Here is a 14,314-nt window from a genome sequence, read left to right as displayed (position 1 = left end):
TCCCCTTTCTCTATTTTACCACTAAAAAAGACAACAATATTGCGAGGGTTGCCCAGCCAGGTCAAAGGCGATGGGCTTAGGACCCATTTTCGTAGGAATTCGTGCGTTCGAATCGCACCCCTCGCATTTCTTTTTAAACAATGTTTATTTTAACTTTCTGTTCTGCATTTTTGTAAATGCTTATTCAATGAAATAAAATCAGTTTGATAAAGATTTTCAATCTCAAGAGAAGCATTTATAAAGTATATAGTTAAGCATTTATTTATATGATAAATATTAATATAATTGTTTAAATTGGGGGTAAATCCATAAAACATATGGAAGGTGAAAGGGTATGAGGGCGAGTGCCAGTAATATACAGGATGTATTAAAAGATGTGCAGTTTCCAGCTAGAAAGGAGGAAATCATAGAGCAGGCTAGAAAACAGAATGCTCCTAGCGAGATAATAGAAAATCTACAACAGCTTCCCGATCAGACGTATAAGTCAGCGGAATCTGTTATGGACCCTCTTCAGAAAGGAATTGGCGGTGTAACGAAGGGAGTATCCGAATCAGTCGGTTCTATTCTGGGAGGAGTTGGCGGTGTGACGAAAGAAGTATCCGAATCAGTTGACTCCCTTCAAAAAGGAACTGGCGATGTGACTAAGGGGGTCTCCGAATCAACAGGTTCCCTTCAGAAAGGAGTTAGCGATGTGACGAAGGGTGTATCCGAGTCATCCGGTTCTGTTCTGACAGGAGATATATTGAAAGGTATGAAGTTTCCAGTGAGAAAAGAGCAAATTTTACAATACGTTAGAGGACAGAATGTTACTAACGACGTAATTGAAGATCTGCAAAGGCTTCCGGACAGGGAATACGAGTCAGCCGAATCTGTTATGAAAGCATTGGAAGCATCCGGCCAGCAGTCCAGCCAACAGGCTGGTGGAGGCGGAGGAGGAAAGAGTCAGGGCTTTGGCGGAACCGGTACAGGTGGATCAGGAGGAGGAGGCCCTTCGACTGGAGGAAGCAGCCAATCTTTCGGAGGAAGAGGAGGAAAATAAATCCCCTCATCTGCGTATGAGTATGCAGGAACCGTTAGATATCAAGTGACAAGAGGATTAAGTTTCAGCTCATTATGTCTCAATGCATCAGATTTCAGGAGTTAAATCTCAATTATACTGAATATTCAGTATGAGAAATATCAGTATTATAATTAATGTCGACTAAAATTCAAAGATGAAAAATGATCGGATTTACCCCTGATCAACTTAAAACAAAAACCTGTAGAATCTAGCAGCTTTGTAATTTCGCTTTTATATATTTAATTCGTTTTTAGGGGTTTTAACTTGAATCCTGCAAGGATTTTTAATTTCTAGATTTTTAATTTATGTTTACTCCGGTTAGTTCCGAGTTAATCCTGCTCTTTTCAGTGAACCTTTATCGATTTGGTTTCCATTTACTCGAAACCCTGGCTGAATATTTCCGGATAAACGGATCAGGGCTGTTGAAGAGGTTGATCAAAAATCTCGTCTTCGCTCTCCTCAAGGGATTCCAGAGCGCCCCCTAAAAGTCCGGATTTTATCAGCATTTTTTCTATATAAAGCCAGAAAAACCCGAGTATGCAGCCTATAATTGAGCCTACAAACACATCCGAAGGGAAATGAACTCCGATAAATATCCGGCTCAAACTTACCGTAAAAGCAAATGCCCAGACTAAAAGTTTAAACTTTCCTGCTCTTGGATGCAAAAACATAGCCAAAGCAAAGGACATAAGAGAATGCCCGCTCGGCATCGAGTATCCTGTGGCACAGGCAACAAAACGAATAGCTTCAGGTCTTGGGACTGCAAAAGCAGGCTTAAGAGCCATTGCTAAAGCCCATGACGAGACAAGTAAGGCAAGGAAAAGTATTGTTTCCTGCCTGCCCCTGTAATAAAAGAGAGTGGCAAGGATAAGGAAAAGAAAATAATCGAATTGGAGGCTTACAAATAACATAAGAGGGTCAAGAAAGGAGAAAGAATTCAGGAGTGTCAGAACATAGTAATCAAACTGAGAGACCATTGACAAGCAGGATCACTTCTTATCTTTGCCGGGTGCCGGGCTAAAACCGATTATCTTACAAATTAGGTTTAATCAATTAGATTACTTTCGGAGACTCTGTTCCTAAATCTAGTGATTTTTGCATTTTTTGATTGAAATCTTGAATTTCCAAGAAGAATTCAGGATTCAATCAAACCAAATATTCGAGATCTTCCGGCATCAATCAATAGGTCACGTTCAAAGGATTGTGACCATTTTCAAAATCTAGTGATTTTTAATTTTGAGTTCATCACTAGATTTTGGCATTGTGTCCTTTCGGATATCAAACTATTTATTATTGTTATAATTTCCATATTTTGCATATCCGGATTTTCTCTTACAGATACTTTCTTGCTAGATACCTCTCCGGGTTTGAATGCTCGACAAGTTTTCCGTTTTCCAGCAGGGATACCGAACCGTGACCGCAGCAAACAAGGCATCTTTTGCCCTTCTTTACAAGTTCGTTATCAAGTTCCACTATAAGGGAAATGAGAGCATTTCGTTCCTCTCTTGCAAGGCTGCTGTCCACATTCACCGATGTCATGAGGTAATCAGCCAGGATATTATATTCAGTTCTCTCCGGGCTCAGGCTCCTGAAGTTGATCACTAAATCCTGAGGGAAGACAAGCCCTTCTTCAGGACACAGGTAAAAGATTCCCCCATGCATATGCCCCCCAAGACCCTCAAGAGCTTCAAATTCAAGGTCTCCTATCCTGAAGCGAGCAATAACCGGAAAAGCGCTTCTTCTCTTAGTTTCTTCATCCTTAGCTGAGATATCCGGGAAAAGGATTATATTTGAAGGAGGAGTGAACCTTGAAAAGAGGTTAATCATTTTTGTATAAACCTCTTCCAGAATACAGCCTTGATTGCTGGACCCATAAGCTCTGCTGGTTTCCCTTGTGATTTTAAGGGTTTCCTCATTGAGGAAAGAGGGAACAGAAAAATAGCCTGCAGCCCCACAATGGTCAGCATCTGCATGAGTAATGTAGATCCTTTTAAGCAGGCTAAGATCCCCAAGCCCGTATTGCTGGAGCATATTTACGACATCCGACTGGTATATGCCATAGCCCGTGTCGATCATTACTCTTTCTTCAGGAGTGTCGAAAAGATAGATGTTTCCCCCGCAGGGAAGCTGGAAGCAAAAAAGTTCAATGCCGTCCTTTATCCTGACCCTCTGCATATCGGCATAAAAACCTTCTCCGGATGTCCGGCTAAGTGTGTCTCCAACCTTAAGGATATTCTCAAAGACTTCAACAGGGTCTTTCCGTAGGTTAGAGAGTTCCTGAGCGATATGATTCATGTCGTGCAGGAATTTCATTAAAAAGGCATCTTCTGCATTTCCGACATAGTTCCTCAGCTTCTGGGCAAGCCTGAGGTAAAAAACCGTGTTATCGAGTTTCTCTCCTGTTGTATCATACTCAACAATCTCAAGCCTGTACTTTGATTTGAGCTGGTTCAGGAGAGCATCAATAAGGCTGGCATTTTCGATATTCAGGCTCACGACAAGCCGTTCAGGATGTTGCCCCCGGTCATCAAAATCAAGGAAAGTTATATTTGCCCCTGAAGAGGTGATATGGTTCAGGAAATCAAATAAGGCTCCAGGGCAGTTAGGAAGATAGACATTGAACTTAAGAAAAGCTACAGGCTGCAAAGAGGTCTGGAGGTAACCTATTCTTTCCAGTTCCTCACGGATTTTTTCATAAGCCTTTGAAGCAGTTGCCACCTCAAAAAAGACGATATTCCTGTCGATTCTCCGGTCATACTGGATTCGGTTGATATTCCCTTCATACCGCGTTATAATCTCGGCTGCCCTGTGCAGTGCTCCGGGCTTATCAGGCATGCAGGCAATAAAAGAGAATTGTTCCATGAAACATCCCCTGAGCAGACAAAAAAACGTTTTTTTAAACTTATAAAATCCTGCCTTACTTTAAAGCTTTCCTGTTTTCGTGAAAGGGAAAGGAAAAAAAAAGAAAAGAAAGTAAAATACAGTAAAATAAGTAAAATAAAGTAAAACAAAATAGGAAATTCAGCACTCAAGCAAGACAGGAAACAGTCCAAGAGCTTCGAAAGCTCCCGTAACCTCAGAAAGAGGATTCTTTTCCCGGTAAAAAAGATGAGATCTGCAAGAACAATCCGTGCACCCGAATCCTTTAGCAGAATCTCCTCCAAGCCTGCGGGCCAGTTCACACTCAAGCCGGGAAGAAGTGCTGGCACAAACTGCCCACGCCAGTTTAAATGAAGAGTTCAGGTGGAGGTAATCCACGTGCCATCTGGGATTCTTATCTCTTTTCAAAGAAAGGTCAATATGCCTTTTTACTCTCTTCATGCCCCCTGATCCGAGCGCTGAGCCTGTGTAGATATGAAAACCTTCAGAAAACGAAAAAGTGCCCTTTTTTCCTACTTCAATTATACAATCCCTGTTTTCAAACACCAGACAGTAAACACCTTTTTCGGAAAAGTCCATTTCAAGACCTCGATTTATTAAGATCTTGATTTCTTAACCTTTCATCATCTTCGGAAAACTGAAATTTGTTTTCGGAAACCTGAAGGTCCTTCTCAATCAGAGGCGTCACCATTTCCTCCAGTATCACTTTTTCCTTCAGGGCTTCAATCCAAGAGACAGGCACTGCTTCAATTCCAAGCCTTGCCCCCAGAATTCCGCCTGCAACACTGCCCACCGAATCCGAGTCCCCTGTTATGTTCACTGCGGTTTGAACTGCTTTTTTATAGTTATCAGGATACCGCAGAATGCAGAAATAAGCAAGGGCGAAGGTTTCATCCGCATACCAGCCCTGCCCGATTTTCTGGAGAGCCTCTTCGTCACTCAAATTACTATGAGCGAGCTCATAAGAATGTTTGAGAGCTTCCGTAAATTCATCAGAAATCCCTTCCGTTATCCTGAGAAGAGGTAAAAACATTTCTTCAGGGGCTACCCCGTCAAGAGCCAGTTTCACGGCGTATGCTCCTGCGACTGATGCAGCATCTGCAATCGGATGGGTATGAGTAATTCTCCCGGAGAGAGAAGCTACTTTAACCAGTTTTTCAGGGTTATTTCGGAAAACAAAGCCGAGGATTCCAACCCGCATAAGGCTTCCGCACGTTTTTGAGTTTAGCCCGGACTCGCTCCAGTGAATTCCATCCTTGAGACTCAAAGCTGCACCCTTTGTAGTTGCTCCTGCCCCAAGGTCAGGTTCGTCCAGCCACAGGACAAGTTCCTCTGCAATCTTATACATAAGCTCAGGCAGTTCAAGTTCTGCCCCATGCAGGAGCCCTCTGGCAAGCACAAGCATTAGCTGAGTATCATCGGTCCAGGGGGATTCCGAGGGAAGTTCGAGAATTCCCTGTTCTCCGTATTTCTCCTTTATCTGTTCAAGAGTTAGGTGCTCTACCGAGCGGCCGAGAGCGTCAGCACAGGCTGTACCGAAAAGGTAGCCATGAAGCTTGTTTTCAAGATCCGGAGTAGAGGGCATGTTTCCTGTTCTCATTATTTCAATTCTATACTTCTCTTGATTTCAGCCGTTATAAAATTAAACATATATCAAAGAAAAAGTTGCCCCTTCATTAAGCAATTGATGTTTTAAGAGGTTTATAATTTAGCAACTCTCTTAATGTCCGTTTCTCTTGAATGATCCTCTTTTATTTTGTACTATTCTTCTAAAGTTTCCCATTTTTCTGTTTTTGACTACCTGAGAGTAGTTTAAAGGAAAAAAGAAAAGCTGTAGAGGAAAAAAGGAAAGCCTTGAAGGTATATTTAATCCAACATTAAAGAAGGGGTACTTAATCCTCCAGCTTCTGGAGTAACAGAGATAAGTTAAAATTAATCAAACTTCAAAGACTTGTTGCTTCTCGAATTCTGGATCGCTCTTACCTGTGAGATAATAATTTGGGGTTTGCTCGTCTGGCATTCTTCTACAAATTTCATCGTAAAATTGCCTGTAATTTTTATCACAACCTCCGTGTTTCAATACATATAATAGCTTGGAAGTGAAAAGGCCGTTCCTCATCCCATCTCTCGAAAACTGATCATCCTGGCATCCCGAGATAAGCAGTACCGAAGCCTTGATGTCATCCTCGACATTTGATAAGCTTTCGTCTTGTAAGATCTTGTCGTAAAAGGCTTGGTTTGCCATATAAACGCGTACGCAAACGTCATTAGGCATGTAACGGTAACGAGCGTGAGGGCTTATCTCCTCGATTTGAGAGCTTATTTCCTCTATTTGAGGGCTTATTTCCTCTATTTGAGGGCTTATTTCCTCAATCGAATTTATAAAAGCAGCTTTTGTAACCGTACCGCTATGACAGCTGTCCGAAAAGACTAGAACTCGAACTCCCTCAGTGAACTTTGCAAACAGGATGTTTAGTTCGTCATCGATTAATTGGCCATCATATAAACACATTGTCTCGTCCATTCCATCCGTTTCATCGTCATTCAAATCCGTCAACCAACCACCATGACCTGAATAACTCAACATGAACATATCTCCTGCCTCTAATGTGTTTGCTGCTTTGGAGATTTCATTGATCACATTTGCCCTCGTGGCTTTTTTGGTAAGAAGGGTATTAACCTGAAAATTCCTGGATTTCGCGATCTCTGCATAATCAACTGCATCAAATTCGCATGCAGCCAGTTCTCCTGACCATCCCCCATAATGCTTCGGGTCGACAGCATTAATTCCGATTGTTAACGCCATACCTTTTCCCATAATATCACCACTTAAAAACTTTAATTTGTATGTATTGTCTAGTAATTATCCAGCGGTATATTTCATTATATTTGTCAAATAATCAGCAACGAATAGCATGCTAAAAAGCATGAATGTCTGCTGCTCACTTAGCTTGCGGTAGAGCCGTAAATGTAACCACATTCTGATAGTTTTTTAACTTATCCACATGAAAACCTTTAATTGGAGTTGCACATCTCCAAAAAAGCTCTTCTGAAACCTCCTCTTTGTGCTTTAATTATCGTGGCAATCAGATGAAGACTGACTGATTCCTGTTTCGATTCTTGCTGTGCTGACATTTCTCATAACAGGTTTTGCCTGCATTGGCACTCTCATAACATTTCCTCCATATTTCTGGTTTTTAATACCTACTAGAAATTATAAAGGGATAGCTTGCAACCGTATTGATTGCAGCTATCCAATCACGTTGTTTTTTGGAGGCTATGGCAGTAAGTCCTAATGCATTACACCCGAACAGACTGCCTACACAGGCATCCGACATTAAATGCTATGTGGCATTTCTTATGGTATTGTTAATTAGGCCATACTCGCTTGAAAATGTTCAATTTGACCGATTTTGGCTTCGATTCCTGTTGCACTATCTTTCTCGCTATTAAAACAGGCGGCTTATTACCCCGCCTACTCCAGGAATCAGACCTGTTAAACCGCCTGCCACTGGACATGCTGCTAGGCAGATATTCTTTGCAGTGGCATTTGGAATTAGGTTACAACCCGTTTCGCAAAGACCAGATTGACAGATTCCAGATTCGATCTTTGCCATACTGGCATTTCTCATGACAGGTTTTGCTTGTTTTGGTAATTCCATAATAATTTCCTCCTTAGTTCTGATTTTTAGCATATGAGGCACTCAATTTTGGGCTACCCCAAAATTGAGTATTTGGATAATTTATATCCGAAAGATCTAAGTTATCCATGCCTCAAAGCAGTAGATTTATTGTAGTTGTCAAATAATCAGCTGCAGATATTCATGCTAAAAAGCACGAAGATCTGCAGCTGATTACATATGTATTAAAGCCACATATTGGCTGTCTGTAGAAATCGGTATTACAGAACACCGCTTATACCCTTGCATGCTGCCAGGCAAAGAGACTTTCCTGTAGCATTTGGTATTAGGTTACAACCCAGTTCGCAAAGGCCAGACTGACCGATTCCTGCATTGATTCTCGCTGTGCTTACATTCCTCACAACAGGTTTTGCTTGTTTTGGTAATTCCATAATAATTTCCTCCTTAGTTCTGATTTCTAGCATATGAGGCACTCAATTTTGGGCTACCCCAAAATTGAGTATTTGAATAGCTTATAATCCGAAAGATCTAAGTTATCCATGCCTCAAAGCAGTAGATTTATTGTATTTGCCAAATAATCAGCTGCAGATATTCATGCTAAAAAGCACGAAGATCTACCCCAGATTATATGTATTAAGCCGCATATTTGCTGTCTGCAGAAATCAGTGTTACATGACACCGCTTATGCCCTTGCATGCTGCCAGGCAAAGAGACTTTCCTGTAGCATTTGGTATTAGGTTACAACCCAGTTCACAAAGGCCAGACTGACCGATTCCTGCATCGATTCTCGCTGTGCTTACATTCCTCACAACAGGCTTTGCCTGTATTGGTGTTCTCATAACAATTTCTCCATATGTCTTTTCGTTCATTCCCGTAATGGGGCTATTCTATCGCCACACAGGCAGCGATTTGAAACAAATTGTTCCTGCTTATTATCACCATCCTCATCATAGTGACAATATGCAAATTCGTGAGTGCCACCAAGGTGACGAACTCCTTTGGTGGCACGTAATCAAATATTCTGGCTTAGTAAACCGACCAAGAACGTATCTCTCCAATTGAAACAGGAACCACATCACTCACATCGATCGTGAAGCGGAATGCCCTTCTGGCTTCTGTATCATGTTTATGAGGGTTGAAAAGTGTCAACTTTACATCCCAACAATCCGAATCTGGTCGGCAGATAAGGCTTCGTTCAGTCTCAATTTTATCCAGCTCCAGATCCTCTTTACCGCTTTCAAGAAGAGCAGAAAATGCCATGTACGCATTTGTCCCAGCAAAGTTCAATGCCCTATCCTTTGAAGATCGACCTAGGTTCATACACTCGTAATACACACGATCCAAGAAATCAGAAAGTCTTTGTTTTATTTCACTTTGCTCAGTATTTTTGAGGTTCTTACTTATATCGCGGTCATTCGACCCCATTTTAATCAAATGGGATATCATAACATGTTTATTCCAACTCCACATCCCACGCAATTCTGGTTTGATGACCGGAACCTTCTGGCCTGAAAAGAGTGTTACTTCTCCAACAATGACTCCCGGAATCGAGATTCTCTCAATTTTTTTGCTCTCATCTTTTTCGAGATATTCCTTCAGAAAATCACGAAGCCGCATAAAAGCATACGAGGCAAAAGGACCTTCAGGTTTGATTGCATAAGCGGGGGTACTCTCCATATTGAGGGTCCATATGAGCGACTCAGTATACTCGGGCTTTTCATCCAATAATTTCAGCAGCTTCTCATCAAATGTCATTTGGTCTTCGTATTGACTTACAAGCTGGTAAAAAGCATCTCGCCGAGCTTCACTACCAAAATCGTAACTAGGTGTGCCAAGTGCATACGCAAGAGACAGCTTATTCACAGCTCGCGGTGAAGGGGTCTGTGAAGGTATGACAGACGGCATAGCTACCTCATGACTTGTTATCGTTGATTCTGCCGTTTGTACTTCAGATGCAAGAATCTGGGGCACAGTTATACCACTTGTCTGCTTGCTAAGTTCTTCTTCCTTCTTTGCATTCATTTTTGAACAACCACATGGTTTGTCTATAAATTCAGTCATATTCTCCTCCGGTATCTGGTTTTTCGTTTGTTCGTTCTTCTCTATATCTATCGATTTTGACTCAATAGAATCAGAATATTCCAGAACTTTCATTGTGTCCAAAGTAGAATTCAGAGTAGAGGGCGCTGCGATCTCCGGATTAAGTGTTGTAAATTCTGCATTCTGCACGCCAAGAACAGGCAGTTTTTTAAAACATTCCACCAGTCCTGTTCTCGCATTCCCCTGAATTTTTTTTACCAAATTGAGACTATCACTCACAGCATGTTGTTTTTTCGTGACAAGATCATATGCCCCTCCAACATTGAGACGGCCCCTTAGATAGCGAGAACAGTCTAAACCTTCGGAGGGGATACAAGGGTAAGCGCTCTGGAGAATGGCATCCCTCACAGCGTGAGGATCTGGTTTGTCCCCCCTTTGTATCTGGATGCTCAACAGCAAAGCAACAATGCCAGAAACAATAGGAGTGGCAAAGCTGGTGCCGCTTCTGATGGTGACATCCCCGCCAGGTGCAGCCCCCAGCAATTGTTCACCAAGTGCAAGAATACCATTACTCTGGTACGCCTCTCCCCAATTACTGAAATCGAGTGGCAGTCCCTGGGCATCCATTGCCCCTGCCGCAAGGGTTGAGGAAATGGCGGCTGGTACATGGAGGCATTGACACCCGTCATTTCCCGCAGCCGCAACGATTAAAACATTGTTTTCGACGCAGAGACTAACAGCCTTTTTAAGTAAAGGATGTGGCTCGCCAGAGGGAACCAGTTCACCGCCACTGATGTTTATGACATGAGCTCCTTGTTCAACGGCTTGTGTGATGGCGTGAGCTAGATCAATCTGAGAACAGGGCGCAATTGAAGATTTATCAGACCCATCCGTAAAAACAGGAATGATGAGCCCACGACACCCAGACGAAACACCGCGAATAGGGCTGTCCTGCTGGCCAAATATTAAGCTGGCAACATGAGTTCCATGTTTTGCAGCTGATCCATCCTCGGTAACGCCTGGAACTAAAGTCTCTAATTGGGTTATGTTGGCTTTGTCGAAACACGGATGTGTAAGGTCGACCGGACCATCAAGGACTGCAATGCAAATATTGGCATCTCCTTCAGTCTGCTCCATAAGCTCTGTTGCCTTCATGATAAACACCTGAAATTTCTACATCGACTGTATAAGTCTCATAGCAATTTTCTGCTGTGAACAAAGCTAAAATAGAATACGCAGGTAAAAGTAGGTAATCCAGACAACGTATGTGTATACCGCACATGATTCGCAGGATATGAAGATGGAAAAGTAAGAATTTAGTCCTACAATAACTATCCGCTGCCAATTGTACCGGAATAAAATACTCAAAAGAAGTAGGTAATTCACAAATGCGTGTATGGTATGCGCATAATTCGTTTGATATGCGCACTGATAAATTAGTGAATTAGGACTGTATGCACCCGGAATAAGAAATCAAGTACATTAGATACTGTAACTAAATGTGCTTGAGATGGCTGAAGGTTTTAAGCATACTGATTACTTAGTTTAACTTCGGAAGTCCTAATAGTTTTAAAAAATGTCTGGGTTCGGGGTGAATTAGTTTGAAAACACACCGAATTTCTACCACAATTTCACAAAAACACTGGGAATTATTAAAAAAACACGCAGAAAAATATGAAACACAGCAAAAAGCCTTAGAACTTGCACTGGACAATCTGGAAAATTCAAGACAAATTCCAGAATTAACTCCGGAAGAAAAATATTGGATGCGTCTTAAACGGACAAAATCCTTGGTTATCATTGAAAGAAATGCCTTTAAATCACTAATAGAAACCGCTGATATTGAACTGCTAAGTGAGCTTTTTGTCAGGGACAAAACCATAGAATATACAATAGAGCTCTTCTTTAGAAGGTCTCTTGATGAGTGTAGCCTAAAAGAAGTTATAGATGGTCTAGTTATCAACCTCAAAATAACAAACTGGGTTGATACTATAGATTACAAAGATTGCGGCAGCTATTATAAGATGATAATAACCCATGATCTTGGCTCTACTTTTGCCAAACTACTTACAATATGGATTGACAATGTGTTTAAAACTCGTAGAATCAAGATAGAGAGCACACATTCTATAAAAACAATTTTCACGAAAATATTTAAAAACCAATAGTTGATGCCCCCTCAAACCAATCCATCTTAGGGTAATCAATTCAATGATTTACTCTGTTTTGATGAGTTCAACTGCAAAACACAAATATAACCTAAAGAATGTAAAAAGGATAAAAATAGTGTAAAAAGTTATGAAAAAGATTGTAAAAAGGAAAAATGCTCCGATGGGGATTTGAACCCCAGTCGCAGGAGTGAGAGTCCTGAATGATTGGCCGAGCTACACTATCGGAGCACGCTGTTAATTATGTTCTGTCCCTAAGACAGCATACGTTCAAGTGATTTATAAAATATAAACCTTTCGACTGATATTTAAAAAATTATTAAAAATTATTAAAACTGCCGGGCAGACATGTGCCTTACCCGACGAGGACAGGAGGGAAATATCCCTTCAGCCTTAAATAAAAATCTCTTTGTTTCGGTTTCGACCGGTTGAGGTCGGTTTTGATTTTATTTGAGCTTTAGCAGGGTTACACGAACATAGCCTGAGGAATTGTCGGCTCCTTCACGTTTACGACCTTGTCGTAAGCTTTGAGGAAATCTGCCATAGCGATCTGTTTCCCACGCCTGCGCAGGACAAAAATTCCGGCTTCTTTGACAATTACGTTTATATCTGCCCCGCTTCTTCCTGACAGGACCTTTGCAAGCTTTTCAAAGTCCACATCATCGGCAAGCTTCATCTTACGGGTGTGGATTTTAAGGATCTCGACTCTGCCCCTGTCATCAGGAAGCGGAACTTCAATGGACCTGTCAAACCTTCCAGGTCTGAGGAGGGCAGGGTCAAGCAGGTCAATCCTGTTTGTTGCCGCAACCACTTTTACATTGCCTTTCGGATCAAAACCATCCATTTCGGCAAGGAGCTGAAGCATTGTCCTGTTTACCTCTGCAGAGCCGCTTGTCCCATCGTAGGTCCTCATACTGCCAACTGCATCGATTTCGTCTATGAAAAGAATGCTTGGGGACTTGTCCCTTGCAAGCTGGAAGATGTCCTTAACGAGCCTTGAGCCTTCCCCGACGAACTTCTGGACAAGGTCAGAGCCTGACATCCGGATAAAGGTGGCTTTTGCCTGAGAGGCTATAGCTTTTGCAATAAGGGTCTTTCCCGTACCTGGAGCGCCGTGAAGCAGAACACCGGATGGAGGTTCAATTCCCAGGTCCTCGAAAAGCTCGGGCTCGGTAAGAGGAAGTTCTACACTTTCACGGACTTCCTGAAGCACTTCATCCAGCCCGCCAATCATGCTGTAGTCTACACCCGGAGAGTTTATAAGCTCCATAACCTGAGCTCTCACATCGGCAGCCCTGCTCACTATGGAGATGATTGAATAAGCCCCGTTTACAGCAACCCTCATTCCGGGCTCTATTTTTCCAAGGCATTCTTCAGGGATCTGCGTGAGGACTTCCTGGTTGTTTCCGTGCTGCCTGATAAGGGCAATTTCCCCATTTACCTCGAGAATAGTTGCAATGAAAAGCGGAGGTTCAGTGAGCTGTTCCAGATGGGCTTTTAATTTATTAATCTCCTGAAGGTGCCTGCCTGTGGCTACACTGGCTTCAAGGAGCCGTGCCTTCATATTTTCGTTCTGGACCTTGAGTATCTCTATCTCGGTTAAGAGAGACTTCACATCCTCAGGACTGATCTCCCCGCACTCAAGCTCAAACTCTACCCTGGATTTGATATCTTCCAGGGATGATCTTATGGCACTGTCTTCTGACATTTGAAAACACCTGTTTTATCGAATAAAATTGATTTGAATATCTGGTTTCAGGTTAATCGAGTTCTAAATGTGTGTTATCTGGTCGATTTGGTTGATTTGAAGACCAAAGGTCTACGAATAAATCGGTTTGAAGGTAATATTCTGTGGTTAACAGGGTTTTGGTAACTACCCTGAGAACTTAGCAATTACCCTGCAGACCTCGTCCGGATATGCAATTCTTCCGGGAGATGCTTCTGTTACCTTCAGGGCTTTTACAAAAAAGCAAAAGCCTGAAAACTGGCCAGAACGGAACAATACTTATCATGACTATTGTCCTTCAAAGGGCAATTGCATGTTACCCGGTACAGGACAATTTATACATATGCTTTTTACAGGATAGTTTACATCAAAGGTTAAAATGCAATCGAAGAGGTTCTTATCGTGTTCACAGTATATATAAGATGCCGGAAATAATTATGCATACATAAATATAAAAAGGATATATATAAGTTCCTGTAATACCTGTAGCCCATTGCCGACCCCTGTTAAATTGCTTCTTAATACTCACTTAATATACATCAGCTTTTTTGTTTCAGACACTCTATAATTCTTCCGATTAATTATGCATAACTGTCACTTTTCAATGTCACGGCGTTTCTCCCTGAAAGATCCAGAATTTAAGAAGTAGAGGCAAAATATAATGATATTTTTATACGACTCTGCCCCGGGGTAAGCATGATATAAAAACATTCCAATATAAAGATGCAGAATCCCGGGCTGAAAAGTGGCAGCCTGGCATAAATAGATAAATAAGATCCGGAACTTCAACGTATTAGAG

Annotated in this window: 12 protein-coding genes and 2 tRNA genes; 3 read left to right on the top strand and 11 right to left on the bottom strand. The window is 41.8% G+C overall.

Annotated features, from left to right (window positions below; translation table 11 throughout):
- Positions 1-41: 41 nt before the first annotated feature.
- Positions 42-126: transfer RNA gene (locus ACZ5A8_RS02995), tRNA-Leu, on the top strand.
- A gap of 208 nt (positions 127-334) precedes the next feature.
- Positions 335-1,039 carry a DUF2795 domain-containing protein gene (locus ACZ5A8_RS02990; RefSeq protein WP_464532116.1) on the top strand — a complete coding sequence of 235 codons (705 nt, stop codon included), beginning with the start codon at positions 335-337 and terminating at the stop codon, positions 1,037-1,039.
- A gap of 434 nt (positions 1,040-1,473) precedes the next feature.
- Here ACZ5A8_RS02990 and ACZ5A8_RS02985 read toward each other — a convergent pair whose 3' ends face one another.
- The 9 genes from ACZ5A8_RS02985 to ACZ5A8_RS02945 all read right to left on the bottom strand — a co-directional run bounded on the left by ACZ5A8_RS02985 (position 1,474) and on the right by ACZ5A8_RS02945 (position 10,776).
- Positions 1,474-2,037, bottom strand: a complete 564-nt coding sequence (locus ACZ5A8_RS02985; RefSeq protein WP_464533994.1) for a phosphatase PAP2 family protein — start codon at positions 2,035-2,037, stop codon at positions 1,474-1,476.
- 355 nt (positions 2,038-2,392) lie between these two features.
- Positions 2,393-3,922 carry an MBL fold metallo-hydrolase gene (locus ACZ5A8_RS02980; RefSeq protein WP_464532115.1) on the bottom strand — a complete coding sequence of 510 codons (1,530 nt, stop codon included), beginning with the start codon at positions 3,920-3,922 and terminating at the stop codon, positions 2,393-2,395.
- A 159-nt stretch (positions 3,923-4,081) separates the two neighbouring features.
- The gene (locus ACZ5A8_RS02975) at positions 4,082-4,519 is read right to left on the bottom strand and encodes a GIY-YIG nuclease family protein (protein WP_464532113.1); all 438 of its coding nucleotides are present in this window, start codon (positions 4,517-4,519) and stop codon (positions 4,082-4,084) included.
- A 1-nt stretch (position 4,520) separates the two neighbouring features.
- Positions 4,521-5,540 carry an ADP-ribosylglycohydrolase family protein gene (locus tag ACZ5A8_RS02970; RefSeq protein WP_464532111.1) on the bottom strand — a complete coding sequence of 340 codons (1,020 nt, stop codon included), beginning with the start codon at positions 5,538-5,540 and terminating at the stop codon, positions 4,521-4,523.
- Between the two features lie 336 nt (positions 5,541-5,876).
- The gene (locus ACZ5A8_RS02965) at positions 5,877-6,758 is read right to left on the bottom strand and encodes a caspase family protein (RefSeq protein WP_464532110.1); all 882 of its coding nucleotides are present in this window, start codon (positions 6,756-6,758) and stop codon (positions 5,877-5,879) included.
- A gap of 631 nt (positions 6,759-7,389) precedes the next feature.
- Positions 7,390-7,635, bottom strand: coding sequence for a hypothetical protein (locus ACZ5A8_RS02960; protein ID WP_464532108.1), 246 nt, complete (start codon positions 7,633-7,635; stop codon positions 7,390-7,392).
- 206 nt (positions 7,636-7,841) lie between these two features.
- A complete protein-coding gene (locus ACZ5A8_RS02955) occupies positions 7,842-8,012 on the bottom strand; it encodes a hypothetical protein (protein ID WP_464532107.1) in 171 nt (56 codons plus the stop codon).
- A 237-nt stretch (positions 8,013-8,249) separates the two neighbouring features.
- Positions 8,250-8,420, bottom strand: coding sequence for a hypothetical protein (locus tag ACZ5A8_RS02950; RefSeq protein ID WP_464532106.1), 171 nt, complete (start codon positions 8,418-8,420; stop codon positions 8,250-8,252).
- Positions 8,421-8,607: 187 nt separating this feature from the next.
- Positions 8,608-10,776 carry a PatA/PatG family cyanobactin maturation protease gene (locus tag ACZ5A8_RS02945; protein WP_464532104.1) on the bottom strand — a complete coding sequence of 723 codons (2,169 nt, stop codon included), beginning with the start codon at positions 10,774-10,776 and terminating at the stop codon, positions 8,608-8,610.
- A gap of 446 nt (positions 10,777-11,222) precedes the next feature.
- Between ACZ5A8_RS02945 and ACZ5A8_RS02940 the strand changes: the two genes are divergently transcribed.
- Positions 11,223-11,789 carry a hypothetical protein gene (locus ACZ5A8_RS02940; protein ID WP_464532103.1) on the top strand — a complete coding sequence of 189 codons (567 nt, stop codon included), beginning with the start codon at positions 11,223-11,225 and terminating at the stop codon, positions 11,787-11,789.
- 156 nt (positions 11,790-11,945) lie between these two features.
- Here the strand turns inward: ACZ5A8_RS02940 and ACZ5A8_RS02935 are convergent.
- Both ACZ5A8_RS02935 and ACZ5A8_RS02930 read right to left on the bottom strand, forming a co-directional pair.
- Positions 11,946-12,020, bottom strand: a tRNA-Glu gene (locus ACZ5A8_RS02935).
- A gap of 235 nt (positions 12,021-12,255) precedes the next feature.
- Complete coding sequence (locus tag ACZ5A8_RS02930; protein WP_464532102.1) at positions 12,256-13,497, bottom strand: proteasome-activating nucleotidase; 1,242 nt, start codon at positions 13,495-13,497, stop codon at positions 12,256-12,258.
- Positions 13,498-14,314 lie beyond the last annotated feature (817 nt).

The organism is Methanosarcina subterranea (assembly GCF_055385895.1).
Note: the sequence above shows the minus strand (reverse complement) of the source record. Positions and strands in the feature narration are given on the sequence as shown.

Coding starts and splice junctions, on each gene's coding strand:
- ACZ5A8_RS02985 (WP_464533994.1), bottom strand. CDS start 2,037: ATGGTCTCTCAGTTTGATTACTATGTTCTGACACTCCTGAATTCTTTC.
- ACZ5A8_RS02960 (WP_464532108.1), bottom strand. CDS start 7,635: ATGCTAAAAATCAGAACTAAGGAGGAAATTATTATGGAATTACCAAAA.
- ACZ5A8_RS02970 (WP_464532111.1), bottom strand. CDS start 5,540: ATGAGAACAGGAAACATGCCCTCTACTCCGGATCTTGAAAACAAGCTT.
- ACZ5A8_RS02930 (WP_464532102.1), bottom strand. CDS start 13,497: ATGTCAGAAGACAGTGCCATAAGATCATCCCTGGAAGATATCAAATCC.
- ACZ5A8_RS02950 (WP_464532106.1), bottom strand. CDS start 8,420: ATGAGAACACCAATACAGGCAAAGCCTGTTGTGAGGAATGTAAGCACA.
- ACZ5A8_RS02965 (WP_464532110.1), bottom strand. CDS start 6,758: ATGGGAAAAGGTATGGCGTTAACAATCGGAATTAATGCTGTCGACCCG.
- ACZ5A8_RS02980 (WP_464532115.1), bottom strand. CDS start 3,922: ATGGAACAATTCTCTTTTATTGCCTGCATGCCTGATAAGCCCGGAGCA.
- ACZ5A8_RS02990 (WP_464532116.1), top strand. CDS start 335: ATGAGGGCGAGTGCCAGTAATATACAGGATGTATTAAAAGATGTGCAG.
- ACZ5A8_RS02945 (WP_464532104.1), bottom strand. CDS start 10,776: ATGAAGGCAACAGAGCTTATGGAGCAGACTGAAGGAGATGCCAATATT.
- ACZ5A8_RS02975 (WP_464532113.1), bottom strand. CDS start 4,519: ATGGACTTTTCCGAAAAAGGTGTTTACTGTCTGGTGTTTGAAAACAGG.
- ACZ5A8_RS02955 (WP_464532107.1), bottom strand. CDS start 8,012: ATGGAATTACCAAAACAAGCAAAACCTGTTGTGAGGAATGTAAGCACA.